Source organism: Photobacterium sp. GSS17, assembly GCF_028621875.1.
GTDB lineage: Bacteria > Pseudomonadota > Gammaproteobacteria > Enterobacterales > Vibrionaceae > Photobacterium > Photobacterium ganghwense.
Genome location: NZ_CP117517.1, coordinates 2,489,325 through 2,514,452 on the forward strand (window position 1 = coordinate 2,489,325; position 25,128 = coordinate 2,514,452).

At 50.8% G+C, this 25,128-nt stretch carries 22 protein-coding genes and 3 tRNA genes; 3 read left to right on the forward strand and 22 right to left on the reverse strand.

The window, feature by feature from the left end; all coding sequences use genetic code 11:
* Nucleotides 1-374: 374 nt before the first annotated feature.
* Nucleotides 375-465: transfer RNA gene (locus PGW97_RS11100), tRNA-Ser, on the reverse strand.
* A 6-nt stretch (nucleotides 466-471) separates the two neighbouring features.
* Nucleotides 472-559: transfer RNA gene (locus tag PGW97_RS11105), tRNA-Ser, on the reverse strand.
* Between the two features lie 224 nt (nucleotides 560-783).
* Between PGW97_RS11105 and mscM the strand changes: the two genes are divergently transcribed.
* Entirely contained in the window at nucleotides 784-4,095 is a 3,312-nt protein-coding gene (gene mscM, locus PGW97_RS11110) for a miniconductance mechanosensitive channel MscM (RefSeq protein WP_273857336.1), read from the forward strand.
* A 208-nt stretch (nucleotides 4,096-4,303) separates the two neighbouring features.
* Here the strand turns inward: mscM and PGW97_RS11115 are convergent, their stop codons facing one another.
* Nucleotides 4,304-4,753 carry an L-alanine exporter AlaE gene (locus PGW97_RS11115; protein ID WP_047883293.1) on the reverse strand — a complete coding sequence of 150 codons (450 nt, stop codon included), beginning with the start codon at nucleotides 4,751-4,753 and terminating at the stop codon, nucleotides 4,304-4,306.
* A gap of 1,072 nt (nucleotides 4,754-5,825) precedes the next feature.
* A tRNA-Ser gene (locus PGW97_RS11120) sits at nucleotides 5,826-5,913 on the reverse strand.
* A 230-nt stretch (nucleotides 5,914-6,143) separates the two neighbouring features.
* Between PGW97_RS11120 and PGW97_RS11125 the strand changes: the two genes are divergently transcribed.
* Nucleotides 6,144-6,725: a UPF0149 family protein gene (locus PGW97_RS11125; protein ID WP_273857337.1), complete on the forward strand. Its 582-nt coding sequence runs from the start codon at nucleotides 6,144-6,146 to the stop codon at nucleotides 6,723-6,725.
* Between the two features lie 275 nt (nucleotides 6,726-7,000).
* Here the strand turns inward: PGW97_RS11125 and nadA are convergent, their stop codons facing one another.
* From nadA to aspS, 18 genes are all read right to left on the reverse strand, one after another.
* Complete coding sequence (nadA, locus tag PGW97_RS11130; RefSeq protein WP_273857338.1) at nucleotides 7,001-8,062, reverse strand: quinolinate synthase NadA; 1,062 nt, start codon at nucleotides 8,060-8,062, stop codon at nucleotides 7,001-7,003.
* A gap of 125 nt (nucleotides 8,063-8,187) precedes the next feature.
* Entirely contained in the window at nucleotides 8,188-8,937 is a 750-nt protein-coding gene (gene ybgF, locus PGW97_RS11135; protein WP_047883290.1) for a tol-pal system protein YbgF, read from the reverse strand.
* Nucleotides 8,938-8,958: 21 nt separating this feature from the next.
* Entirely contained in the window at nucleotides 8,959-9,486 is a 528-nt protein-coding gene (gene pal, locus PGW97_RS11140; protein WP_047883289.1) for a peptidoglycan-associated lipoprotein Pal, read from the reverse strand.
* Nucleotides 9,487-9,521: 35 nt separating this feature from the next.
* Entirely contained in the window at nucleotides 9,522-10,868 is a 1,347-nt protein-coding gene (tolB, locus tag PGW97_RS11145; RefSeq protein ID WP_047883288.1) for a Tol-Pal system beta propeller repeat protein TolB, read from the reverse strand.
* A 13-nt stretch (nucleotides 10,869-10,881) separates the two neighbouring features.
* A complete protein-coding gene (tolA, locus tag PGW97_RS11150) occupies nucleotides 10,882-11,946 on the reverse strand; it encodes a cell envelope integrity protein TolA (RefSeq protein ID WP_047883287.1) in 1,065 nt (354 codons plus the stop codon).
* 13 nt (nucleotides 11,947-11,959) lie between these two features.
* Nucleotides 11,960-12,406 carry a protein TolR gene (tolR, locus tag PGW97_RS11155; protein ID WP_217393277.1) on the reverse strand — a complete coding sequence of 149 codons (447 nt, stop codon included), beginning with the start codon at nucleotides 12,404-12,406 and terminating at the stop codon, nucleotides 11,960-11,962.
* A gap of 5 nt (nucleotides 12,407-12,411) precedes the next feature.
* Entirely contained in the window at nucleotides 12,412-13,098 is a 687-nt protein-coding gene (gene tolQ, locus PGW97_RS11160) for a protein TolQ (protein WP_047883285.1), read from the reverse strand.
* Nucleotides 13,099-13,506, reverse strand: a complete 408-nt coding sequence (ybgC, locus tag PGW97_RS11165; RefSeq protein WP_373689506.1) for a tol-pal system-associated acyl-CoA thioesterase — start codon at nucleotides 13,504-13,506, stop codon at nucleotides 13,099-13,101.
* 248 nt (nucleotides 13,507-13,754) lie between these two features.
* A complete protein-coding gene (gene ybgE / locus PGW97_RS11170) occupies nucleotides 13,755-14,057 on the reverse strand; it encodes a cyd operon protein YbgE (protein WP_047883283.1) in 303 nt (100 codons plus the stop codon).
* Nucleotides 14,050-14,160: a cytochrome bd-I oxidase subunit CydX gene (cydX, locus tag PGW97_RS11175; protein WP_047883282.1), complete on the reverse strand. Its 111-nt coding sequence runs from the start codon at nucleotides 14,158-14,160 to the stop codon at nucleotides 14,050-14,052. Before cydX ends, ybgE begins: the two co-directional genes overlap by 8 nt.
* Nucleotides 14,161-14,171: 11 nt before the next feature.
* Entirely contained in the window at nucleotides 14,172-15,308 is a 1,137-nt protein-coding gene (gene cydB / locus PGW97_RS11180; RefSeq protein WP_047883281.1) for a cytochrome d ubiquinol oxidase subunit II, read from the reverse strand.
* Nucleotides 15,309-15,325: 17 nt separating this feature from the next.
* Entirely contained in the window at nucleotides 15,326-16,912 is a 1,587-nt protein-coding gene (cydA, locus tag PGW97_RS11185) for a cytochrome ubiquinol oxidase subunit I (protein ID WP_047883280.1), read from the reverse strand.
* A 171-nt stretch (nucleotides 16,913-17,083) separates the two neighbouring features.
* Entirely contained in the window at nucleotides 17,084-17,344 is a 261-nt protein-coding gene (locus PGW97_RS11190) for a hypothetical protein (protein ID WP_146149688.1), read from the reverse strand.
* A gap of 585 nt (nucleotides 17,345-17,929) precedes the next feature.
* The gene (gene ruvB, locus PGW97_RS11195) at nucleotides 17,930-18,943 is read right to left on the reverse strand and encodes a Holliday junction branch migration DNA helicase RuvB (RefSeq protein ID WP_047883279.1); all 1,014 of its coding nucleotides are present in this window, start codon (nucleotides 18,941-18,943) and stop codon (nucleotides 17,930-17,932) included.
* An 11-nt stretch (nucleotides 18,944-18,954) separates the two neighbouring features.
* On the reverse strand, nucleotides 18,955-19,578 hold the full coding sequence (gene ruvA / locus PGW97_RS11200; RefSeq protein WP_047883601.1) for a Holliday junction branch migration protein RuvA: 624 nt from the start codon (nucleotides 19,576-19,578) through the stop codon (nucleotides 18,955-18,957).
* A 378-nt stretch (nucleotides 19,579-19,956) separates the two neighbouring features.
* Nucleotides 19,957-20,478 (reverse strand): crossover junction endodeoxyribonuclease RuvC, encoded by a 522-nt coding sequence (gene ruvC / locus PGW97_RS11205; protein ID WP_047883278.1) that lies wholly within the window; start codon nucleotides 20,476-20,478, stop codon nucleotides 19,957-19,959.
* Nucleotides 20,479-20,512: 34 nt separating this feature from the next.
* Nucleotides 20,513-21,256 carry a YebC/PmpR family DNA-binding transcriptional regulator gene (locus PGW97_RS11210; RefSeq protein ID WP_273857339.1) on the reverse strand — a complete coding sequence of 248 codons (744 nt, stop codon included), beginning with the start codon at nucleotides 21,254-21,256 and terminating at the stop codon, nucleotides 20,513-20,515.
* A 263-nt stretch (nucleotides 21,257-21,519) separates the two neighbouring features.
* Complete coding sequence (aspS, locus tag PGW97_RS11215) at nucleotides 21,520-23,304, reverse strand: aspartate--tRNA ligase (RefSeq protein ID WP_217393274.1); 1,785 nt, start codon at nucleotides 23,302-23,304, stop codon at nucleotides 21,520-21,522.
* A gap of 595 nt (nucleotides 23,305-23,899) precedes the next feature.
* On the opposite strand from aspS, the gene PGW97_RS11220 reads away from it, so the two are divergent.
* Nucleotides 23,900-24,781 (forward strand): DUF72 domain-containing protein, encoded by an 882-nt coding sequence (locus PGW97_RS11220; protein ID WP_273857340.1) that lies wholly within the window; start codon nucleotides 23,900-23,902, stop codon nucleotides 24,779-24,781.
* Nucleotides 24,782-25,128 lie beyond the last annotated feature (347 nt).

Genomic DNA, 25,128 nt, shown 5'->3' on the forward strand with positions numbered 1-25,128 from the left:
AAATAACAGACAAATTCAGAAAGATCTATAATTGTCACACATTGCTCATTCTCTCCGTAAACACCTCACCATTAAGATGAAAGCTCTGAATTCATAAGAAGAAATGACGACTTTTATCTGCACTTTACGTCATAAAACACAAGTTATTCGAAGCATATAAATATAATTATTACTATCTGGCTCTGCTTTTTGTTTACCGCAATTATTGATTACAGCAACACTTGTTTACCACAGCACTTGGTAAGCGGAACCCTGTGGGGGTTTTTGAGATTTGCTGATTAAGAAAAGCATTCAGTCTGAGAGCGGACGATTTTGGTTTATCTGCCTGATGGAGATACGAAAAAGCCCCAGCATTTCTGCTGGGGCTTAGAATGTGGCGGAGAGATAGGGATTTGAACCCTAGATACGCTATTAACGTATGCCGGTTTTCAAGACCGGTGCTTTCAACCACTCAGCCATCTCTCCGAAATATGGCGGTGAGGGAGGGATTCGAACCCTCGATACGTTGCCGTATACACACTTTCCAGGCGTGCTCCTTCAGCCACTCGGACACCTCACCAAATTGTTTGCTGTGACGCTGTGCGTCTCAACGGCGGCTAATTTAATGGCTAACGGCAGAGGGGTCAAGGGGTTTTCTCTCTAAAAGGTCTAAGTGGTGACGAATAGATCAAACTGCCTCAATCACCAGCAATTAACACAGGTTTAACCCGAAGCTTCCCTCCCCTGTCAGCTCTGATAGACTAAGGCTCTTAACTCGTGAGTGACCTATTTTATCGGAGTCCTATGTTCAACAGGCTATTCGTGTTCATATTGCTGATCACCGTTTCCGCATTCAGCATCGCTGCCAGCGATCAATACAGCGAACGGGAGCAGCAACTCAATAAACGTATTGAGGCAATTCAGGCCCAGGCCAATACCCCGGAAAACCTGAAAGTGCTCGATACTTTGATGAGCGCGCAGGGACAGCTGGAGAAAACCCTCGAGTTTGAGCAGCAAACCGAGCAATACCGCAAACTGGTAGAGACCTTCCCGGAGCGCTCTACCCAGTTGGATCAGCAAATCAACAAATTTTCGCTGACTGAGTTTCCCGATTACAGCAAGCTGGATCAGGACGGACTCAGAGAAGCCGTTCGTCAGCAAGATGCCAAACTCAAGCAGCTAGAGCAAAGCCGCAACAGCCGCAAGTCTGAGCAATTGGACATAGAGAAAGGCATCGACGAGTTCTCAAGCCGTTCAGCCAAGCTGCGCGAGCAGATCAAACAGGAAGAACAGGCACTGCAGCAACTGGAAGAGCAAGCGGGTACTTCTCAGCAGCAGTTGCTGCATCAGATCACTCATCAGTACTACGTCAGTCAACTGACGATGCTGGAAGCCGAACAACTCAGTGCCGGTAACCGTCGTACTCTGGTCAAACAACAGATCCAGCTGCTGAATCTTGAAATTGATGCGCGCCAGGCGTACCGCAATAACCTGCAGCGTGAAATTTCTCGCTTGCTGCGTATTGATGCCAACAGCGACAGTGCCGAAGACGTCGATCAGACGATTTCAGATTTCGATACTGATCAGCCCGAAATTCTGCGCCAGCTGAACGCCAGCAATAAACGGTTTCTGGCAGCACTGACTGACATCTCAAATCAGAGCGAACAGATTCAGCAACGCATTGAACAAACGGAAAAGCAGATTAGCAAGGTTGAGAAAACCGCCACCGATCTGCAAAACATGTCTGAATGGCTGAAACTGAGCCCGGCGTTCAGTGAAAACCTGCGCACCCAGATCAACCGTTTGCCAGTCAACCCGCCTATTGATGATCTGGATAAGGAAATCGCCCAGAACCAGATCAAAAAATACGAATATCAGCAACTGCGGGATACGATTGCCGATCCCAGCACGCTGCCGGGCTCAGGAGAGCTGACGGAAGAGCAGAAACTTCAGGAACGCGCGCTGTTTGAGTCGAACCAGCTGCTGCTGGATAAGCTGATCGACAACACGGATGCCCTGATTTACCAGCAGGCCACGCTCAAAGTCTCGTATGAACGCCTGAACAACAACCTCAATGAACTAAAGGCGCAGGCAACCAAGCAGCTGTTCTGGGCGCCGGACACCAATCCATTAAGCCTGAACCTGATTGTTTCAACCTGGGACAAGCTGAAGTGGTTTTTCTCCCCTTATCAGTGGATGGGCTTCCTAAAGTTCCCGGCATCGGTCGACAAACTGCCGATGTTTATCGCCCTGACCGTGATTGCAGTGCTTATTGGTGGCCTGAGCTGGACCCGTAAGCGCTGGAAACGCCACCTTGCCGACACCAGCAAAAAAATCGGCAAAGTGACCCAGGATAAATTCCGTTACAGCTACGGCAATATCTTTCTGTCCTTTTGTTTCGCCTGGCCAATTCCCCTGACGGTCGGTCTGGTTGGCCTGATGTTTACCGAAGCCTGGCAATACCCGTTTGTGCACCATATCGGGCAGGCACTCACTGTGCCGCTGGCGCTGGTCGTGTACTGCTTTATACGGGAACTGGTAAGAGAAAACGGCCTGCTGATTTCGCATTTTGACTGGGAAACAGACCGGGTACACCGCTGTTTCCGCCATTATCAACAACTTTTGTGGATCTACCTGCCGTTGATGGTGATCCAGAATTTTACCCAGCTCTACAGTGACATTGATGTCAATGCCACGCTGGGACGACTGGCGTTCGTGGTCAGCAATATCGCCGTCAGTTACTTCCTGTGGAAGATGTACCGCGAAAAAATCCCGATGACCTATGGCGATTTGCCGGAAGGTAAACCGCATATTGGGCATCACCTGTTCTGGTGGGTACTCATTCTGATCCCGCAGGGCCTGAACTACTCGACCCTGAACGGCTATCTGTCGTCTTCACAGTCAGTCATGCAAAAGCTGGAGCTGTCAGCGGTTATCGGCGTCGTGACGCTGCTGATCTACTATCTGATCAAACGCTTGATGCTGATCCAGAAACGCCGCCTCGCTTTTGAACGTGCCAAAGCGAAGCGAAAAGAAATCATCGCTCAACGTATGGCAGAGGTGGAGGAAGACAAGGACGAGCACCACCACCATCACGCCAGCAGTGAAATGCAGATTGATGTTGAAGAGCCGGAAGTCGACCTCGATAAAATCAGTGCCCAGTCTCTGCGTCTGTTGCGTTCGCTGCTGCTGCTGATTTATCTGGCAGTGCTGTCAAATGTCTGGTCTGACTTTATTCAGGCTATTTCATACCTGGGAGATGTCACACTGTGGGATGTTTCCAGCAATATTGACGGCATCGACGAACTCAGCTCCATTTCGCTGAAGCACGTTCTGCTCGCCATTCTGGCGTTCTGGCTCACCGCCATCCTGGCACGAGACCTCCCCGGTGCCATGGAGCTACTGATCCTGCAGCATCTGGAGCTGTCGCCGGGTACCGGTTATGCCATCACGTCACTGACCCGCTACGTCGCCATTTTTATGGGGATCATCGTCGGCTCCGGTCTGATTGGTTTCGACTGGTCGAAAATGCAATGGCTCATTGCCGCACTTGGTGTTGGTTTGGGCTTTGGCTTGCAGGAAATTTTTGCCAACTTTATATCAGGTCTGATTATCCTGTTTGAAAAACCTATCCGGATCGGGGATACCGTCACTATCCGCAACCTGACCGGGGTGATCGCCAAAATCCAGACCCGTGCAACGACCATTGTCGATTTCGATCGCAAAGAAGTGATCGTGCCAAACAAAGCCTTTGTGACCGAGCAATTCGTAAACTGGTCGCTATCTGACCCAATTACAAGGGTAACATTGTCGATCAGCGTAAATTATGCCGCCAATACCGATCTGGTGACGAAACTGTTGTTTGAAGCCACGGATGAATGCGAACTAGTTCTGGATAACCCGGCGCCGGAAGTGTTCTTCCTGACTCTGACCGCCGACAGCCAGAACTTTGAAGTGCGAGCCTATGCTGCAGAGACCGCGCACCGTTTACGCCTGACGCATGACCTGCACAATAGGATCAAGAATAAATTCAATGCGAATGGCATCCAGATTGCTAATCCGCAGCTGGAAATTCAGATGAAACACCGGGCTAAACGCACAACGCAGCCGGCATAAGGGTGCGGCTTTAAAACACCGTTCAAACCGCAACTCAAAAACAGAGTCAGCGAGCTGACTCTGGTGCAACCACGAAAAACAAACGCCCCCGAAGGTTAACCTCGGGGGCGTTTTCATGTTCAGCTGTTCAGGCGTATCCTGACACTGTTGCGTATGGTGCTGTTGCTTACGCTTAGATTAATTACGTTTCTACAAACAGGAACAGGACTCAGGCCTGCTGGTAATAACCGGGGACCCGGAACAAACGACGGCACTTTTCGAGAAACTGGCCATAAACCAGACCTAACGGACCAGAAACAAACGCATTACTGGCGACGGCTGTGGCAATCTGATCCATATCCGCACCGACCACCCACAAGATACAGGCATAGACCGGAGACTGAAACAGCACATAAGCTGCCATATCAGAGACTCCTTTCATCCAGCCAGAACCTGATAAACGTGTTCCCTGCCGGATCACCATGTCACGAAATACTCCATACGGCCAAGCTATTGCAATATTGACCGGAATCGCCAAGGTTCGAGATGCCAATGACTGCTGAAACGACATGCCCGAAACAAAGACTTCAATCACCATACCTGTAATAAAACAAAATATGACCATCGCGAAAGTATCCGCTACAGCACTTCTGACATTAAACGGGGCTTTTCCAGACATCTCGAAACCTCATCACACAGTAAAAACATCCACAGAATAGATTCAAAGCAGACCAATTAACCATGTTAATGATTAGTGACCAGTTGATATGATTATTAAATCAGTTTTTATGTGGAATTACTCACCAAATATTTCAAACATTGGTAAGTTTACCACTGATTTGAGGCTTCACTTTGGCATGTTTTGCTACCCACGCACCACAGACGTGCTGCAACCCAAAACTACGTCATTGAGACCGCCAAAACTGACAACAAACCCTGCTAACACAGCACCAAAATTGCAACGTAAGCTGTAATTTATAGAACTTAGAGTCACCCTAAGCAAATTAACCAACCATTAACACAAAAAAGATTTACCATGTCGCCACCAACTCAGATACCAACAAATACTCCATAAATTACAGTTAAATAGGAGGGTAAATTTGATTTCAAGACTTCACACGGTCACTATCCAGTGATTTATTCCAGACAACTGTTAACAGACGGCCTTGATAGCGATGGTAAACAATGATTTAAATCAACCTTTCAAACCATTTCATACCAAAGCATCAAAACATGAGGTTTTGTAATCGTGATATTGATAGCCGCACATCTGGAAAAATTGTACTGATGCAATAAAAACTGGCTGTATTTCTTACGGTTTATTACCGTTCGAAAGGAGTAAAGTCAGAGGGAGGCCAGGAGCGATTCTTTTCAGAAGTCTTTTCTTTCTGAGGTTCTTCTTTTCAGCGGCTTTTTTCGAAGCCCATTCTCACGGAAGATTCTCTTTTGGGGCCTCTCTGATTAAATGCCCTCTATTCAAATGTCCTTCGGCTTAAGGGTCATCACAATGGCTTAATACCGAGTGATATAGGAAAAAGGCACGACAACGGTCTTATTACTGATGTGAAAATTACGTAACGAGTCCAGCACATGAGTAACAGGGGCAATAACGAGGCGCATACGTACACGAGAGAATGAAACGCGAGAGATGGTGCTGTAAACACAGCGCACGGTGAGTGCCGCAATCAGAATTGGAAAATAACGCAGATACGAAAAAGCCCGCTTTCAACCAGCGGGCTTTCTCTAAATGATGGCGGTGAAGGAGGGATTCGAACCCTCGATACGTTGCCGTATACACACTTTCCAGGCGTGCTCCTTCAGCCACTCGGACACCTCACCACATTTTTCTGTCGTGGCTTAACGCCTCAACAGGGTCGCTACTATAGTGGCTATGCTTATAGAGGTCAACAAAAAAGTCTGACCTTTCTTTCAACTGATTAATTTTACAACAGAAAGCTGTAATCCCCGTTCAATAGTGCCACTGAGATTGTGAGCCTGTTACAATACTGGCCATCTGAACCGGGGCCAGAGATGGCTTTCCACATCAACCGAATGACTGAGAGAGTATTATGTCTTCATCTCTGCAAACGCTGCTGGCCGAGCCACAGCTGGCACAACAATTACTGTCCGAAGCTCAGACTCGTGGTTTTGTCACGGCAATGGCTGCTGCGCCCTACCTCATCGATCCGTCTGAGTGGCTGGCTTTTATGTGGGGCGGCGAAGAAACGTCTCCGTTTGCCAGCCATGAAGAGCTGGAAGCCTATGCCAACGCGATTGTTGAGCTGTGGAATGCGTCCCGTGAAGCCTTGCTGACCGGCACCTGGCAATGGCCTGAAGGCTGTGCGTTGGATGACAAAGAGCTGGTCACCCCAGACACCCGTGAGTTTGCAGAGGGTCTGCTTCAAGGCTGGCAGCTCGCTCGTGACGACTGGGAAACCGTGATGCCGCAAGAAAGCGAAAACAATGCCCTGCTTGGTGGCGTATTACTATGCTTCAGCCTGCTTTACGATCCAGAAAGTGCCATGGAAGCATTGGCGCAAGAAGGCGCGGACAACCTAGCGCAGTTCGAAGAAATCTTCCAGTCGGTCCCAACCATGCTGTGTGGCCTGACGCTGCGAGCGCAAGACCTGGTAGATAGCGACGCGGAATAATCCCGCTACCACCAGCGCGTTTATCTCTGGAACAGTCGTTACCGGCGCAAATTTATCGCATGAACAGCGAACCAAGCGAACCAAGCGAACCAAGCGAACCAAGCGAACCAAGCGAACCAAGCGAACCAAGCGAACCAAGCGAACCAGACTGACACAGAGACAAGCGCCACAAACAACAACGGCCAGCAATTTGCTGGCCGTTGTTTTAGACAAGTCTCTGTACGCAACGCGGCAATAAATACCTTGCGCTACTGACTAATACCTGCGCTTAGGGCTTAGGCATTCCCTTTCACTTTGAGCTGTAACTCAGCGGCAAAGTCCAGCATCCGGTTTAGCGGGATCAGAGATTTCTCACGCAGCGCCTCATCCACAAAGATTTCGTGCTGAGCACCGCCTTCACGCAAACCCGTTTCAATGGCTTTCAGGCCATTCATTGCCATCCACGGGCAATGGGCACAGCTGCGACAGGTCGCACCGGCACCGGCAGTCGGCGCTTCGATCAATTCTTTCTCTGGCACCATTTGCTGCATTTTAAAGAAGATGCCTTTGTCCGTTGCCACGATCAGTTTCTGGTGCGGCAAAGTCTTAGCGGCTTTAATCAACTGACTGGTTGAGCCAACTGCATCCGCAAGGGCAACGACACTGGCGGGTGATTCCGGATGCACCAAAATTGCTGCATCAGGGTGTAGATGCTTCATATCCTGCAGTGCTTTGGCCGAGAACTCATCGTGTACCACGCACTCCCCTTGCCACAGCAACATCTCAGCCCCTGTCTGCTTCTGGATATACGATCCTAGGTGGCGGTCCGGCCCCCAGATAATCGGTTTGCCTTCGCTATCCAGATGCTCAACAATCTCGAGCGCGATACTGGATGTTACGACCCAATCAGCCCGTGCCTTAACGGCAGCAGAGGTATTGGCATACACCACCACGGTGTGGTCTGGGTGGGCATCACAAAATTCGGCAAATTTATCAGCCGGACAGCCAAGATCCAGTGAACATTCCGCTTCCAGGGTCGGCATCAGCACCGTTTTTTCCGGAGTCAGAATTTTCGCTGACTCGCCCATAAAACGCACGCCGCAGACAACCAGGGTTTTGGCCGGATGCTGATTACCAAATTTGGCCATTTCCAGCGAATCCCCGACGAAGCCACCGGTTTCTTCTGCCAGGGCCTGAATTTCAGGATCGGTATAATAGTGGGCAACCAGCACGGCATCTTTTTCTTTCAGCAGTGCTTTGATCTTGGCCTTATAAGCGTCCTGCTCATCAACAGTTAGCGGGGTCGGCTTAGGCGGAAACGGATAGACCATTTCAGAAGGATCGAATGTCAGGTTCATCGCTCGCTTGCTCTATTGCTGTCCTTGTATTAATCCGCGCATTATACACCGCAAACGTTCAAATATCATGGTACAAAAAAGACCGGTAAAAACCGGCCTTTTTTCAACAGACTAGCGTCGACACACTATTTCAGTGCCTTGAGATTTTTCTCTGCTTGACGTGAACTGGTTGAATCAGGGTAAGTCGAGATCACCTCTTGGTAATACTTTTTAGCCTGTTCAGGTTTCTTGGCTTTTTCCGCAATCAGTCCGAGCTTCAACAGGGCATCAGCACGCTTGTTGGAGTCTTTCTCGCTGGCAACAGCCAGGAACTGTTTCGCCGCATCCGGCAACTGATTTTTGGTGAAGTAAAGCTGCCCCAGCCAGTAATGGGCATTGGATTTGTACACCGAATTCGGGTACGTCGTTAAGAAAGACTGGAAGGCAGCAATCGCGCCATCATAATCCTTTTTCTTCAGGATCAGATTCACCGCCGCTTCATAAGCCTCATTTTCGCTAACATTGCCGGAATAAGCTTCCTTCGGGGCTTTTTCAGACTTACCGTCACCCTCAGTCGCTGCTTGTGGCTTCTGGCGACTCAGCGCGTCGACTTCACGATACAATTCACGTTGGCGTTCCAGCATCTGACTCAGGTCATAACTGTTTCGCTCAACCATACCTCGGAGCTCATCCATTTCGGTTGCCAGCTGATCCAGTTGCCGCTGCATCTCCAGCTGCATCTGGTTGCGAGCCTCAATCATCCTTTCCAGACGTTCCAGGCTATCGCCCTGCGCACTGCCACCCAGTGAGGTGACAGGAGCAGGTGCGGCGACCACCTGGGTCGCCGCACCAACCAGCAACGTTAATGCGAGCATTCGCATTTTGTTACTGTTCATCATAAAAACCTATATGGCTTCTTAGTAAACCAGAACCGAACGACGGTTCTTAGCGTAATCTGCGTCAGTGTGGCCCAGTACCAGCGGCTTCTCTTCACCGTAGCTTACGATAGAGATTTGGCTAGCAGAAACACCCAGCGCCTGCAGGTATTTAGCAACAGCGTTCGCACGACGCTCACCCAGAGCGATGTTGTACTCAGGTGTACCACGTTCGTCAGCGTGACCTTCAACGATCACTTTAACGCCCGTGTTGTCACGCAGGTATTCTGCGTGTGCAGTCAGCATGTCCTGGTACTCTGGCTGAATTTCTGCGTTGTCAAACTTAAAGTATACAGTTTGCTCCTGACGCAGTTGCTGGCTACGCATCTCTTGCTCAGCCAGTGCCGCAGCTTCAGAATCTACTGGAGTTGCAACAGTGGTTTGTTCAGTTGAAGTACCAGCGTTAGTTTCAGCTGCAGAGCTGTCAGTGCTATCGCTAGAGCTACACGCCGCAAGAGTGAACATTGGCAGCGCAATTGCCAGGCCCTTCAAAACTTTGTTAAGTTGCATTTTATTTTCCTTTGTTATCGTTTGTTACTGCGACTTCAGAGAAAAGGCCCCCAAGAAGGTGCCCTTACTCGTCCGTTTGTTGCAGGTAGTCGTGCTTTAAAACGCCCGTCAATAGACACTAATGACAGCTCGTTGGATTTGTTATTCACCGAGCTGTAAATCACCATACTGCCGTTTGGCGCGATACTTGGTGATTCATCCAAAAATGTCTTTGTCAGGATTTGTACTGCACCGGTTTGCAAATCCTGTTTGGCGATGTTGTAGCCACTGTCTGAACGGTTAACCATGACCAGGAAGCGTCCATCCGGGCTTAACTGTCCACCCAGATTCTGACTGCCTTGCCAGGTCAGGCGCTTGGTCGAACCGTCCGCTAAATTTACTCGATAAATCTGTGGTTTACCACCTCTGTCGGAGGTAAAGATCAAAGAGTCACCTTTCGGGTCCCAAAATGCCTCAGTATTGTTGGCGCGACCATTGGTCACTTGCGTCAGGGCTTTGGTCTGCAGGTCCATTACGTAGATCTGCAGGCTGCCGCTTTTCGACAGAACCATGGCCAGTTTATTGCCGTCCGGCGAGAAACGCGGACTGCCATTATGACGTGGATAAGACGCCACTTTCTCACGGGTACCCTTATAGATATCCATGATGTAGATTTCTGACTGTTGATTCTCGAAGCTGACGTAGGCCAGCTTGCTGCCGTCCGGAGACCAGGATGGCGACATCAGCGGCTGCTGGGACTTCAGTACCAGGCGCTCGTTGTAACCGTCATAATCTGCCACACGCAACTGATAAGGGTATTTCGACTTATCATCCACAACAACGTAAGCAATACGGGTCAGGAACGCGCCTTTTTCCCCGGTCAGCTTCTCGTAAATGATGTCGGCAATACGGTGCGAATATTTGCGCATCTGCTTGCCATCTACCACTGCACGACCGGCATACAGAACATGATCTTTCGTCTGTACCAGTTTGCCGTCCTGCAGACCGCGACTGTCGCCGCTCGTCAGCTGGCCACGTACCACATCAATCAGCTGGTAGGTCACTTCGTAGTTCCCTTCCGCGTTCAACACGATGTTACCGGTGACCAGGGCATCCACCCCCATTGACGTCCAGGCGTTGTAATCGACCTGCTCGTCACTGTAAGGAGTCTGCGGCATTTTACTCGCATCGACCGGGGAGAATTTCCCGCTGCGACGCAAATCAGACGCAACAACGCCCGCCATGTCCGTAGGCAGTTCGCCCGGACCTTGCCACTGAAACGGTACTACACCGATAGGGCGCGCAGAGTCGACCCCTTCAGTGATGACCAGCTCGAGTTCTGCCTGTGCCAGCTGGCTGAAACTCAGCAGCGCAACACACAAGCTCATTAACCAACGTTTCATCCTCACTCCTTCATCATTGTGGGCTGACAATCAGTTTGATTCCACGCAGCTTTTCAACGATCGCCGGATCATCCGGCATCGGGAATTGGCTGACTTTAACCACGGCGGCTTTTGCCGCACGGCATAAACTTCTGTCGCCGCCTTCTTCTGACGCATCCAGCACCAGGCCGTTTGCCGCCAGGCGCATACGAATCACACACTCACGGCCGATGAAGCTTTGCTCCACCAGCAGGTTTTGCTGAATCAATTGCGTGTAGATGGCACCGTAGCGCTGCGTTTCATCGGCAACAAACTGGCCACGGGCACCGCCACGTTGCTCAGTTTCGGCTTCAAGGCCGGAAAACAGCTCGTTCAGTGCAGCTTCCTGCTGCTTTTGTGCCTCGCGGGCTTCAGCAGCTTTACGCTCGGCTTCTTTGCGCGCCGCTTCTGCTTTACGGGCCTCATCTTCAGCTTTCTTCTTCGCTGCTACTTTGGCCTGACGCTCTTCTTCGGCTCGCTTCGCTTCAGCTTCCGCCTTGCGCTTGGCTTCTTCAGCTTTACGCTGTTCTTCAACCTGCTTCTGACGTTCTGCTTCCGCTACGCGGGCAGCTTCCTGCTTTGCTTTACGTTCCGCTTCGGCTTTTGCTGCCTGCTCACGCGCGACTTTCGCCGCTTCATCTGCTTTGCGTTTTTCGTCTTCCGCTTTACGTTTGGCTTCCGCCACACGCTGGCGCTCTTCCGCTACACGCTTACGTTCTTCTTCTGCCTCACGAGCAGCTTTCTCTGCCTTCAGCTTGTCGGCCTTCAGCTCACGCAAACGTCGCTCTTCTTCCTGACGCTGCTTTTCCAGCGCATCAGCTTGCTGCTCAAGGCGGCGCAGGCGATCCTGTTCAGCTTGTTTGGCCGCGGCGCGCTCCTGACGGATCCGTTGCGCCTGCTGATTCACCAGCGCCGGATCCACCACGACAGCTTTTATCGTGCTGCCGGCAGGCTTGGGCTTGTCTGACGAAAAGTCAGCGCCCCAAAGCAGGGCTACGACCAGTAAAGCATGGAGAAGTAACGAAACAATGACGGCAACGGTGTAGTCATTCTTTTTCATCCTTGTCCGCCCGCTAGTCTTCAAGTGGTTCTGTCATCAAACCGACCGAGCCGACACCCGCCTGATTCAACGCATCCAGGGTTTCGATGATGTAAGCATATTGGGCGCGTGCATCACCGCCTACCAGCACAGATGATTTCGGGTTCAGTTGCAGTTCGGCCCGTACTCGGGTCAGCAGTTCGTCCATGGCCAGGCCACGCACCATGTCCTGGTTGTCGACACTCAGGCCCAGCTCCCCTTCCCTGCCGACTTCGACAATGATTGGCGGGCGATCGTTATCGGCTCCGCCCAGCTCTGCGGCAGTTTTGGCCGAAGCCGTTGCCGGCAGATCCACATCAACCCCTTGAGTCACGAACGGTGCTGTTACCATAAAGATGATCAGCAGTACCAACATCACGTCGATATACGGCACGACGTTGATCTCTGCCGTTAATTTACGCTTTTTTGGTTGATAGGCCATGCCAGTTACTCCTGGTTAGCCGCAAATGCCTGACGGTGCAGAATACTTGAAAATTCTTCCATAAACGTCGCGTAAGCGTGCTCCAGTTTTGCAACCTGGTTTGTCAGTTTGTTATAGAACATAACTGCCGGAATAGCCGCAAACAGACCCATCGCCGTTGCGACCAGTGCTTCAGCGATGCCCGGCGCAACCATTGCCAGTGTCGCTTGCTTCACCGCACCCAGTGCAATAAAGGCGTGCATGATGCCCCAAACGGTACCAAACAGACCAATGTATGGAGTGATCGAACCAACCGTTGCCAGGAATGGCAGGCTGGTTTCCAGATCATCGACTTCACGGGACAGCGCCACGCGCATTGCACGACTGGTACCATCCATCACCGATTCAGGCGCTTTACCGTTGTTGCGGTGCAGACGGGCAAACTCTTTAAATCCCGCGTGGAAGATTTGCTCAGAGCCAGTCAGGCTGTCTTTACGAGCCTCGACTTCCTGATACAGCTGCGACAGGTCGATCCCGGACCAGAAGCGGTCTTCAAATCGTTCCGCTTTCGCTTTGGCTTGCGACAACACCTGCGAGCGCTTGATGATCAAGGCCCACGAGACAACTGACATTCCCAGCAGAATCAACATAACGATCTTTACCAACAGGCTAGCCTGTAGAAAAAGATCTAAAATCGACAGTTCAGCAGTCACTTAAAAAATCTCCGACATAATATTTTCTGGGATCTTGATTGGTTTCAAGGTATCAGGGTGGACACAGGCTACCTGAACCAAGGCTTTACACAAGGTTTGGCCATTATTGTTAACTAAAACCTGACAGAATTCGATCGACGCTTTTCGCACCGAATTTGGCCAGGTTCTGACAACCAGTTCATCATCTAATTGAGCGCCTTTAAGAAAATCAATATCCATATGGCGAACCACAAAGCTGATCTTCTCGGCAAATTGATCGCTTAAACTGACACCGGCACTCCGAAACAGTTCCGTGCGGGCACGCTCGAAGAATTTGAGGTAATTGGCATGGTATACAATGCCGCCGACATCAGTGTCTTCGTAATAAATCCGGATCGGCCATTCAAAGGCATTCTCTTCGGTCATCATTCTTCCAGTTTTATGTTCTATCCGGTTATTACCGAAAATACAGGTACATTCCGAAACGCCTACTATACCTAACTTACCCAGTAGAATGAAATCACCCACCCGCGAATCCTTGGCTGCCAACGATAAAAATATTCATGCGCCGAAGCAGGCCATCAGCCTGACAGCACAATAAAAAAACAGCCCAAAGCAAATGCTTAGGGCTGTTTCAATGTTCTCGATTTGTTTCAGCTTCTAACAGTCTGAAGCAATTACCACAGTCTCAGGTAGAGAATGTAAGCCAGAATTGGTAGTGACAGGTAAGGAGTAAAAAATACCTGCCAGAACCATTTCTTTGGTACAAACCCGACGCCATAGACCATCGCGGCGCAGGTTGCCCAAATCAGGGCCGGCGATATGACGGGCCCGAACCCGCCAATCGCCTGGGCAAAGAGCGTGGGATCCCACACCACCAGCCCTGCCGAGGCCAGTGACATCACCAGCCCCAGCAGTCGGAGCAGACCAACGTCTACCCACTGATGGATTCTCTTTACCCCATCGCCCAGGTTACTCACCGTTCTGAGCATCCATGTTTTCTGTCGCTTCCAGCCACAGAGCATTGATGATACCGAATGAGCAAGCTAGCAGCACACCCAGAATCCAAGCGAAATACCACATAGTTTATCTCCTTAGTACAGTGAGTTCTTGTTGTCTTCGATGAACTGGGTATCAAGACGACCGAACATCTTGTAGTAACACCATGAGGTGTAGCCCAGAATAATCGGAACCATAACCGCCGCAACCACTGTCATGATTTTCAGGGTCAGTTCAGACGACGTCGAATCCCACATAGTCAGGCTGTGCGCAGGCACCAGGCTTGAAGGCATGATGAATGGGAACAGTGCAAAACCAAAGGTCAGTACCACGCCAGCCATTGTCAGGCTGGAGCTGATAAACGCCATGGCGCCACGGTTCAGGCGAGAAGCCAGCATCGTCAGCAGCGGCATGAACACAGCCAGAGCCGGTGCAATCCACAGCAGCGGATAAGCATCGTAGTTCGCAAACAGTGCACCTGTCTGACGCATCACTTCTTTGTTCAGCGGGTTAGAAGGCGCATTGGTCACGATTTCAGACGTGATGATGTAGCCTTCGATGCTTTGAGCCCAGAAACCGGCAATGGCAAAACATACCGCAGTCGCAATCGACGTCATCATGGCAACGCGACGAGCGCGCTCACGGATTTCAGTCGTTGTCTTCATCTGCAGGTAAGCCGCACCTTGCGTCACGATCATCAGCAGGCTAACCACACCACACAGCAATGCGAACGGGTTCAGCAGACCAAAGAACGAACCTTTGTAGGTTGGGATCAGCAGTGAACTCAGTTCAAACGGCACACCTTGCAGCAAGTTACCGAAAGCCACACCGAAGATCACTGGCGGTACAAAGCTACCGATAAAGATCGCGTTATCCCACATGCCACGCCATTTTGGATTTTCGATTTTCGAACGGTAATCGAAGCCAAGCGGACGCAGCCACAGCGCAGCCAGTGTTACCAGCATCGCTAGGTAGAAGCCAGAAAACGCTGTTGCGTATACCAGCGGCCAGGCAGCAAACAGGGCACCACCCGCGGTGATCAGCCATACCTGGTTACCGTCCCAGTGCGGGGCGATTGAGTTAATCATAACGCGGCGCTCGTTGTCTGTCTTACCAATAAATTTGGACAGAACACCTACACCCATGTCAAAACCGTCAGTGACTGCAAAACCGATGCATAGCACACCGATCAGCACCCACCAGATAAAGCGCAATACTTCATATTCAAACATTGCTTCACTCTCCCTGATTAAGCTTCAACCTGACGCGCAACCACGTTCTGTGGGGCATCGGTTGTTTCAAAGTGATAGCGGCCAGTTTTCAGGCTGCTAGGACCCAGACGAGCAAATTTGATCATCAGGTACATTTCAGCAATCAGGAACACTGTGTACAGTGCAATAATTGCCAGCATTGAAGTGATAATGTCAGACGCAGCCAGGTTAGACGCCGCCATTGATACCGGCAGGATCTCACCCACAGCCCATGGCTGACGACCGTACTCGGCAACAAACCAACCGGCTTCGATCGCGATCCATGGCAGTGGAATCCCGTACAGCGCAGCTTTGAGAACCCATTGCTTCTCGGTGATTTTGTGACGGCAGGTCTGGACGAACGCCGCAGCAAAAATACCCAGCATCAGGAAGCCACAGGCGACCATGATCCGGAAGCTCCAGAACAGCGGCCAAACCGTTGGAATTGAGTCATCAGCAGCTTGAGCAATATCGGCTTCTGTTGCATCAACAACGTTATCGGCATAAGGCTTCACCAACAGGCCGTAACCCAGATCTTTCTTCACCGCGTCGAACGCCGCAATGTTTTCCGGCGTTTTCTCACCAGCACGCAGTTTTTCCAACAGACCGTACGCGATCATACCGTTGCGGATACGCACTTCGTGCTCCGCTTTCAGGTCACGCAGGCCGGTCACTTCGGTATCGAAAGAACGCGTCGCGATAATCCCCATCACGTATGGGATCTTAATCGCGTAATCGGTGTGCATGGTTTCCTGATTTGGCAAACCAAACAGGGTAAATGCAGCCGGTGCTTCTTCGGTGTGCCACTCAGCTTCAATAGCCGCCAGTTTGGCTTTCTGAACATCACCCAGCTCATAGCCAGACTCGTCACCCAGAACGATCACAGACAGGATAGAGGCCATCCCGAAAGATGCTGCAATCGCGAAAGAACGGCGGGCAAACGGGATATCACGGCCTTTCAGCATGTAGTAAGCACTGATCCCCATGATGAACATCGCGCCACAAACATAACCAGAAGCAACGGTGTGAACGAATTTCACCTGGGCAACCGGGTTGAAGACTACTTCGGCAAAGCTCACCATTTCCATACGCATGGTTTCGAAGTTGAACTCTGCACCCACCGGGTTTTGCATCCAGCCATTCGCGATCAGAATCCATAGGGCCGAGAAGTTAGAGCCAAGCGCCACCAGCCAGGTCACCGCAAGGTGCTGACGTTTAGACAGGCGGTCCCAGCCAAAGAAGAACAGGCCGACCAGAGTTGATTCCAGGAAGAAGGCAATCAGCGCTTCGATAGCCAGAGGGGCACCGAAAATGTCACCAACATAGTGAGAGTAGTACGCCCAGTTTGTACCAAACTGGAATTCCATGGTGAGACCGGTAGCCACACCCAGTGCAAAGTTAATCGCGAAAAGCTTACCCCAGAACTTGGTCATGTCCTTGTAGATTTGCTTTCCGGTCATTACATAAACCGACTCCATGATGGCTAGTAGGAACGCCATCCCCAGAGTCAACGGGACGAACAAAAAGTGATACATCGCAGTTAATGCGAACTGTAACCGCGATAGTTCGACGATATCAGTGAACATTGAGAACTCCTTTAACCGCCAGGCTGACTGACGACAGTACGACACAGTGTACCGATGATTGGGCTTAGCAACTTGTAGCCGAACTTAACCGCAATCTTGTCACCTTCCTGGCTGCCATTTATCCGTGATAAGCGGCATCCCTGATAATGTTGCGATACTGTGCCAAATTAGTTAATTTGTTGTTAAGCTACAGCTAATATAGTCATTGCTAATATTACTGACATTATTCAAATCGCTCAATGGATTTAGCGCACAATTTGCTTTGATGAGCATCAAAAAAGCCTGTTCATTTTTTACACAAGCACTATTTGATTGACCTGGATCAAACATCCGAACATTTGTTAAAACCCGCAATACGCCTGCTAAAAACGGATGTTTAGCCGGTTCTGATGGTCTGGTTTCCGCCCACTTGCCAGCATGTTTACCAAGCAAAAAAGTCCTGATAAAACCTGTTAGAAAATCGAGTCCTTCCTATCTTGACACCCCTATTATCAGCACAATCAACTGGCCTCAAAGGCTGTTAAATCAGCACTTCACTGGGCTAATCAACAGATTTTGAAATTAGATAAACTAATCCGAAAATATAATTTATATCGCTTTTGGTAAGGCAACAAATCTCTATAATCAGCGCCAGAAACAGAATGAACCGCCCGGACGATAAAAGTCATCTTTTTGGCGGGTTGTATGCTGTTTCCCCATCTGTAACAGAGTATGAATGAGGAAGTGGATATGGCTCGTATGTTTGAAAAAATTATTGCACTGTATCAACCAAGCTTTGCCGAAATGTACAAAGCATCAGTAAAATAATGCTCACAATGTAGCCGTTCGCTTGTTTTTGATCTCATCCCGGGACGGAAGCAACATCAAAAATATCCTTTGATTTGTCAATAAGATGTAAATAAGCGAACTGATTTATCCGTTATTTTGTGTTTTCTCAAAAAACGGATATAAAAAAACGAGGCACCTGTGCCTCGTTTTTTATTGCTGTTTTTACAACTTGCTTACTTTTATCGGTAGTTACGACTCCGGTAAGTCCAACCCGAAGTGCAGATAGGCCCGGTGAGTGGCAATCCGGCCACGCGGCGTACGCTGCAAATATCCCTGCTGAATCAGATAGGGCTCAAGAACATCTTCGATTGTGTCCTTTTCTTCGCCGATCGCCGCCGCCAGGTTATCCAGCCCTACCGGCCCGCCCATGAATTTATCAATAATCGCCATCAGCAATTTGCGATCCATGTAATCGAAGCCACTGCTGTCAACATCCAACATATCCAGTGCTTTAGTGGCAATATCCGGGCAGATATGACCATTTCCTTTCACTTCGGCAAAATCGCGTACCCGGCGCAGCAGGCGGTTAGCAATACGCGGTGTGCCACGGGATCGCATCGCCACTTCCATTGCCCCGGTAGAGTCCATCGACAACCCGAGACATTTCGCACTGCGCTCAACAATCCCACACAAATCATCCACTTTGTAGTATTCCAGACGCTGTGTGATACCGAAGCGATCCCGCAGCGGTGATGTCAGTGATCCAGCCCTTGTCGTCGCTCCAATCAGGGTAAACGGCGGCAAGTCGATTTTGATTGAGCGCGCTGCCGGCCCTTCCCCGATCATGATGTCCAGCTGGTAATCTTCCATCGCCGGATACAGCACCTCTTCCACCTGTGGGCTGAGACGGTGGATCTCATCGATAAACAGAACATCGTTTTCTTCGAGGTTAGTTAGCAATGCCGCCAGATCACCGGCTTTTTCCAGCACCGGACCGGATGTGGTGCGAATGCTCACTCCCATCTCGTTGGCCACAATGTTGGCCAACGTGGTTTTCCCCAGTCCCGGAGGACCAAAGATCAGCAGGTGATCCAACGCTTCGCTTCGCAGTTTGGCTGCTTTGATGAAGATTTCCATCTGCTCACGGACATGATCCTGTCCGCGGTAGTCAGACAACATCTTAGGCCGGATAGCGCGATCAATAATGTCTTCTTCACGCGAAGTGGGGTAATCGTTCGCTATCAGTCGATCCGCTTCAATCATTCTTGCTTACCTTAAACCATGGACCGCAGGGCTTCACGGATAATCGTTTCACTGCTCATCTCCGGTGCAGCCACCTGAGCCACCACTTTCGATGCCTGCTGTGGTTTGTAGCCCAAAGCAATCAGGGCGCTGACCGCTTCATCTTCTGCTCGTGCTGCCGCTGCCGTGTCCTGAACCGGTGCGTTCGACGCTGCCGTATCCAGCGCAGGCGTAAACAGGTCACCTTCACCCCAACCTTTCAGGCGGTCTTTCATTTCAACCACCAGGCGTTCAGCGGTTTTCTTCCCGACTCCGGGAATTTTCACCAGCGTGGTAATGTCTTCATTCTCAACACTCAGCACAAACTGGCTGGCTGTCATGGCAGAGAGAATAGCCAGTCCCAGTTTCGGGCCGACGCCATTCGCTTTAATCACTTCGCGGAACAGATCACGCTCGCTTCGTTTGTTAAAGCCGTACAGCAACTGGGCATCTTCACGCACCACATAGTGCGTTGCAATGACAGCTTCCTGACCGACTTCCGGCAGTTCATAGAAACAGCTCATCGGCATATTGACTTCATAGCCAATGCCCCCGACTTCCAGCAGGATTTCCGGCGGTTGTTTTTCGATAATGGTTCCACGTAGTCGGCCAATCACAGCAATATCTCTTCGTTGAATCACAAAATGGGTTTTAGGATAGTCAATGGCTGGATGTATATCCAGCATTTTTCTCCTTTTCAGAGGTGCTTTCTGCTTAAAGATTCAGCCTAGAGCAAAAAGAGTCACAGCGGGTGGGATAAACGGCACTGGAAACAAGCTTCGCTCATTAATCGACAGCCATCAGAAGCACTATCCACAGAACGCAGAACGCAGAACGCAGCACGCAGCACGCAGCACGCAGCACGCAGCACTAATAAACAGAAAAAGATAAGAAAAGAAAAAAGCAGCCGAAGCTGCTTTTACTATTAACCATGGATATTTTGAGGCTCAATAACCAGTGCCTCAAAACGGGGAACCGTGATTCAAAAAACCGTGTTAGCGATAACGCCCCCGACGTGCCCCCCGGGCCTGCCCGGCCATGGCGACCAAGGTTTTATGGGTATGGGCGTGGCAAATCGCCACAGCCAACGCATCGGCCGCATCGGCCTGCGGTTTGCCCGGCAATTTCAGGACTGAGCACACCATATGTTGCACCTGCGCTTTATCGGCGCCACCGGTGCCGACAACCGCCTGTTTGATCAAACGCGCAGCATATTCGTTTACCGGCAATCCGGCATTCACGGCCGCCACAATGGCACTGCCCCGCGCCTGCCCGAGTTTCAGCGCCGAACTGGCATTCTTGCCCATAAAGACTTCTTCGATCGCGAACACATCAGGCTGAAACTGTGTGATCACTTCCGTCACACCGGCATAAATCTGCCTCAGGCGCCCCGGAATGGCTTCTTCGGAAGTGCGGATACAACCACTGCCGAGGTACTCAAGATGTCGCCCGACCTGACGAATCACACCGTAACCGGTGATTCGAGAGCCGGGGTCGATCCCTAAAATGACTGACATTCAGTCAGACTCCTTGTTAGGGCAATCGTGACGCTTATAGCTGCGCCGCAACCTCATCTGAGATATCACCGTTGTGGTACACTTCCTGAACGTCGTCCAGCTCTTCCAGCGCATCGATCAAACGCAGCAGTTTAGGAGCTGTATCAGCATCCAGATCCGCTTTGGTTGACGGCACCAGTGTCACTTCTGCATTCTGTGCCTCGAAGCCTGCTGCATCCAGGGCATCTTTCACCGGACCGAATTCTACCGGTGTTGTGTAAACGTCGATAGAACCATCATCGTTGGTTTCAACATCGTCCGCGCCCCCTTCCAGTGCCGCTTCCATCACCGCGTCTTCGTCCAGACCCGGCTCATATGAAATCACACCTTTTTTATCAAACAGGTAATTGACACTGCCGTCGGTACCCAGATTACCGCCCGCTTTAGAAAAAGCATGACGTACCCCTGAAACGGTACGGTTACGGTTATCGGTCAGACACTCAACCATTACCGCAGTACCACCCGGCCCATACCCCTCATAGATAACCGTTTCCATGTTATCGTCACCTTCGCCACCAGCACCACGGCTGATTGCTCGGTTAATGGTGTCGCGGGTCATATTGTTTGACAGTGCTTTATCGACAGCAGCACGCAGACGAGGGTTGGTCTCCGCTTCGCCGCCACCTTCTTTCGCAGCAACCACGATCTCACGGATTAACTTTGTGAAAATTTTACCGCGCTTGGCATCCTGTGCCGCTTTACGGTGTTTAATGTTGGCCCATTTACTATGACCTGCCATATCACACTCCGAAAATCTTCCAGCCGAAAGGCTATACGTTTTACAAAATAGGTTTTACTAAAATAGCTTTAACAATACAGAGTTACAAAACGCGCCATTTCAAACGCACCATTGCCAAAATGGCTTCTGCAAACACCGTATTTTATCTGTTGCGAGAGAGCCTCCCGCTAACCGGCACCCGATAAATCACGGCTGACGCCATTCTGGTGCGGCTAAAACAAAGACTGGCCTTTCGGCCAGTCTGATTGTTTGTGTGGGGTCGCTTACGCCTGCTCGGCATTGTCTTCCTTCGCGGCCTTCACGGCAATTGCCAGTTCGTCCAGCGCAGCCGGGTTAGCAATGCTTGGAGCATCTGTCAGCAGACATGCTGCCGCCGTGGTTTTAGGGAAGGCAATAACGTCACGGATGTTTTCCGTGCCGCACAGCAGCATTACCAGACGGTCAAGCCCAAACGCCAGACCGGCGTGTGGTGGCGTACCGAATTTCAGCGCATCCAGCAGGAAGCCAAACTTCAGACGTTGTTCGTCAGCGGCAATACCCAGGATATCGAATACTGCTGACTGCATGTCGGCATTGTGAATACGAACAGAACCACCGCCCACTTCATAGCCGTTGATCACCATGTCGTACGCGTTTGAATTCACGCCAGCCGGATTCGCTTTCAGCTCTTCCGGTGAAACACCCAGCGGAGAAGTAAACGGGTGGTGCATCGCGTGCAGGTTACCTTCGTCGTCTTCCTCAAACATTGGGAAGTCAACCACCCACAGAGGCGCCCATGCGCTAGTGTCAGTCAGTTCCATATCGTTACCCAGCTTCAAACGCAGAGCGCCCATTGCTTCTTCAACGATACGTTTCTTATCTGCACCGAACAGCAGGATATCGCCAGTTTGCGCCTGAGTGCGATCCAGCAGCTGAGCGACAATGTCTTCGTTCAGGAATTTCGCCACCGGAGACTGAACGCCTTCGAAGCCTGCTTCGCGGTCATTCACTTTCATCCAAGCCAGACCTTTCGCGCCGTAGATACCCACGAAGTTTGTGTACTCGTCAATTTGCTTACGAGTCAGTACCGCACCGCCTGGTACGCGAATAACAGCCACACGGCCTTTCGGATCGTTTGCCGGGCCAGAGAAAACCTTGAAATCAACGTCTTTCAGGATATCAGCAACGTCTACCAGCTCCAGCGGGTTACGCAGGTCAGGTTTGTCTGAACCGTAACGGCGCATGGCTTCTTCATATTTCATGATTGGGAAAGCGCCCAGATCCACATTCAGCAGCTCTTGCCACATGTTCGCGATCATCTTTTCTGTCACTTCACGTACCTGCTCAGCAGACATGAATGACGTTTCGATATCGATCTGGGTGAATTCCGGCTGACGGTCAGCACGCAGGTCTTCATCGCGGAAACACTTAACAATCTGGTAGTAACGGTCGAAACCAGACATCATCAGCAGCTGCTTGAACAACTGAGGAGACTGCGGCAACGCGTAGAAGCTGCCTTTGTGTACGCGGCTTGGTACCAGGTAGTCACGGGCACCTTCCGGCGTAGCTTTAGTCAGTACCGGCGTCTCGATGTCCAGGAAGCCGTTTTCGTCCAGGAAGCGACGAACGAAGCTTGACGCTTTCGCGCGCAGCTTGATGCGATCACTCATTTCAGGGCGACGCAGATCCAGGTAACGGAACTTCAGGCGCTGCTCTTCAGTGTTCTTCTGGTTGAAGTCAAGTGGCAGTACGTCGGAACGGTTAATGATTTCCAGACCTTTCGCCAGTACTTCAACTTCACCGGTCGCCATATCTTTGTTGATTTGGCTTTCCGGACGCGTACGCACTTCACCGGTCAGACGGATACAGAACTCGTTGCGCAGTTGGTTAGCGACGTCGAATACATCTTTCATATCCGGATCAACAACTACCTGAACAATACCTTCACGATCTCGCATATCGATAAAGATAAGACCGCCTAAATCACGGCGACGGTTAACCCAGCCGCATAGCTCTACTGTTTGCCCTGCAAGGGACTTGTTCAGGTGACCACAATATTGGGTGCGCATATGAAATTCCCGATCTGTTTACTAACTTTCCTGAGTACGCTGCCACCTTAAAAATCACACAAGCAGCGTACTATCTGAATTCTTCCCGGCCAATAAGATTAAACTTTGCGCAATCTGACGTATTACCGTCGGCCGAGAGACAAAAATAACGAGGTATTATATACCCAAGTCCCCTAACTTGCATGTTCAGCGCCAATTAATTACCGGAACGACAGTACCGAAGCAAAATGTCCTGAAGTAAACAGTACCTAGCTAACAAGCACTGAGCTAACAAGCGCGGTGATAACCAAGACTTTAATAGCCGAGATTTGATAACCGAGACGATGGTAACAAAGGCCCGCGAAACCACAGCACTGACGGATACACAAGGTTGAAGCCGATATAACCGGCTAGGTCCGACATCCGTCAAGAGTCTGAAACACTGCAAGGAGAACACTGAGTAACAAGAAGTTCCAATGTAGAAAAAAACGCGGCCGGAAATCAAGCAAAAAACCACTCAGAATCAACTGATAGAAGCAGAAAGATTGACCCAACACAAACAAACTCTTCACAATAGCGGTATTTCCGCCACATTCAGCCTGGAAGGACACCTGTTATGCCCTCACCCACTCCCCATCGTCCCGTACTGCTTGGACTGGCCATGTGGTCTCACAACCACTGGCAACAGTCGCTGTATGGCAGTGGCTGTAAAAGTGGCGACCGGCTGGCGAAGTACGCGGAGGTGTTTCACACCGTTGAGGGCAATACCACGTTCTACGCGACGCCCTCTCTTGGCACCGTGAAGAAATGGCATGATGCCACACCGGATGATTTCCGTTTTACTTTTAAGTTTCCGCAAGCCATCACCCATCAGCAGCAACTCGCCCACTGCGACCAGTTGGTGGCCGATTTCCTGTCTGTGATGGCTCCGCTGGTCGACAAAGTCGGGTTGTGGACAATTCAACTGCCAGCCCAGTTTGGTCCCGACCACCTGGGCGCTCTGGAGCAGTTTCTCAACCGCCTGCCTCGCCATTTCCCGGTCGGAGTGGAAGTCCGTCACCCGGCGTTCTTTCAAAAAGGCGAGGCCGAAAAACAACTCAACCGCCTGTTGCTCGACCATCAGGCAAACCGCATTATCATGGACAGCCGCCCGGTTTTTGCCGCCGCCCCCACTACTGAGGCGATCATTGATGCGCACCAGAAAAAACCCCAGGTGCCAGTGCATGCGATTGCCACCGCCGATCATCCGATGATCCGCTTCATCGGCCACCCGGAGGAGGCTGACAACGATCCCTTTTTTGCCAATTGGCTGGCGCGCCTTCCGCAATGGCTGGCCGACGGCAAGCAGCCTTATCTTTATATCCACACGCCTGACAATAACCGGGCACCGGAACTGGCTGTGCGGTTGTATCAGCAATTGCAAAAAAGCAGCCCGGTGGCACTGCCCGATGTCTGTCTGCCTCCGGATGACAGTGCGGCGCAGTTCAGCCTGCTGTAGCCCCCTGCTGTAACCCCCGCATGTTCTGTACCGGGTGCAAAGCCGGGGCGTGCCAGGTTGAAACCCCGAACATCAGCACTTAGTTCAACACTAAGTATTAAAACCGGGCTGAAGCACAAAACCCATGCATTACCACAAAATCCATTTAACTTTGTGAAAATGCATCACAGCGTAGGACACGCGGCACACTCGGCATAGGGCACAAAGGTCGATTCGGGCCAATCACGGCCGCCAGCCCCGTCAACGCCTCCCCTATCAGCGCTTTACTGCCGCCAAAGCAAATATAAAACACTAAAGACAAACGGGCGCAGATTCACTACAATACGCGACCTTTCAGACGGTGACGG

Bases quoted from the DNA above. Each gene is read 5' to 3' on its own strand.
- mscM (WP_273857336.1), top strand. From the start codon at position 784: ATGTTCAACAGGCTATTCGTGTTCATATTGCTGATCACCGTTTCCGCA.
- PGW97_RS11115 (WP_047883293.1), bottom strand. From the start codon at position 4,753: ATGTCTGGAAAAGCCCCGTTTAATGTCAGAAGTGCTGTAGCGGATACT.
- PGW97_RS11125 (WP_273857337.1), top strand. From the start codon at position 6,144: ATGTCTTCATCTCTGCAAACGCTGCTGGCCGAGCCACAGCTGGCACAA.
- nadA (WP_273857338.1), bottom strand. From the start codon at position 8,062: ATGAACCTGACATTCGATCCTTCTGAAATGGTCTATCCGTTTCCGCCT.
- ybgF (WP_047883290.1), bottom strand. From the start codon at position 8,937: ATGAACAGTAACAAAATGCGAATGCTCGCATTAACGTTGCTGGTTGGT.
- pal (WP_047883289.1), bottom strand. From the start codon at position 9,486: ATGCAACTTAACAAAGTTTTGAAGGGCCTGGCAATTGCGCTGCCAATG.
- tolB (WP_047883288.1), bottom strand. From the start codon at position 10,868: ATGAAACGTTGGTTAATGAGCTTGTGTGTTGCGCTGCTGAGTTTCAGC.
- tolA (WP_047883287.1), bottom strand. From the start codon at position 11,946: ATGAAAAAGAATGACTACACCGTTGCCGTCATTGTTTCGTTACTTCTC.
- tolR (WP_217393277.1), bottom strand. From the start codon at position 12,406: ATGGCCTATCAACCAAAAAAGCGTAAATTAACGGCAGAGATCAACGTC.
- ybgC (WP_373689506.1), bottom strand. From the start codon at position 13,506: ATGATGACCGAAGAGAATGCCTTTGAATGGCCGATCCGGATTTATTAC.
- cydX (WP_047883282.1), bottom strand. From the start codon at position 14,160: ATGTGGTATTTCGCTTGGATTCTGGGTGTGCTGCTAGCTTGCTCATTC.
- cydB (WP_047883281.1), bottom strand. From the start codon at position 15,308: ATGTTTGAATATGAAGTATTGCGCTTTATCTGGTGGGTGCTGATCGGT.
- cydA (WP_047883280.1), bottom strand. From the start codon at position 16,912: ATGTTCACTGATATCGTCGAACTATCGCGGTTACAGTTCGCATTAACT.
- ruvB (WP_047883279.1), bottom strand. From the start codon at position 18,943: ATGATTGAAGCGGATCGACTGATAGCGAACGATTACCCCACTTCGCGT.
- ruvC (WP_047883278.1), bottom strand. From the start codon at position 20,478: ATGTCAGTCATTTTAGGGATCGACCCCGGCTCTCGAATCACCGGTTAC.
- PGW97_RS11210 (WP_273857339.1), bottom strand. From the start codon at position 21,256: ATGGCAGGTCATAGTAAATGGGCCAACATTAAACACCGTAAAGCGGCA.
- aspS (WP_217393274.1), bottom strand. From the start codon at position 23,304: ATGCGCACCCAATATTGTGGTCACCTGAACAAGTCCCTTGCAGGGCAA.
- PGW97_RS11220 (WP_273857340.1), top strand. From the start codon at position 23,900: ATGCCCTCACCCACTCCCCATCGTCCCGTACTGCTTGGACTGGCCATG.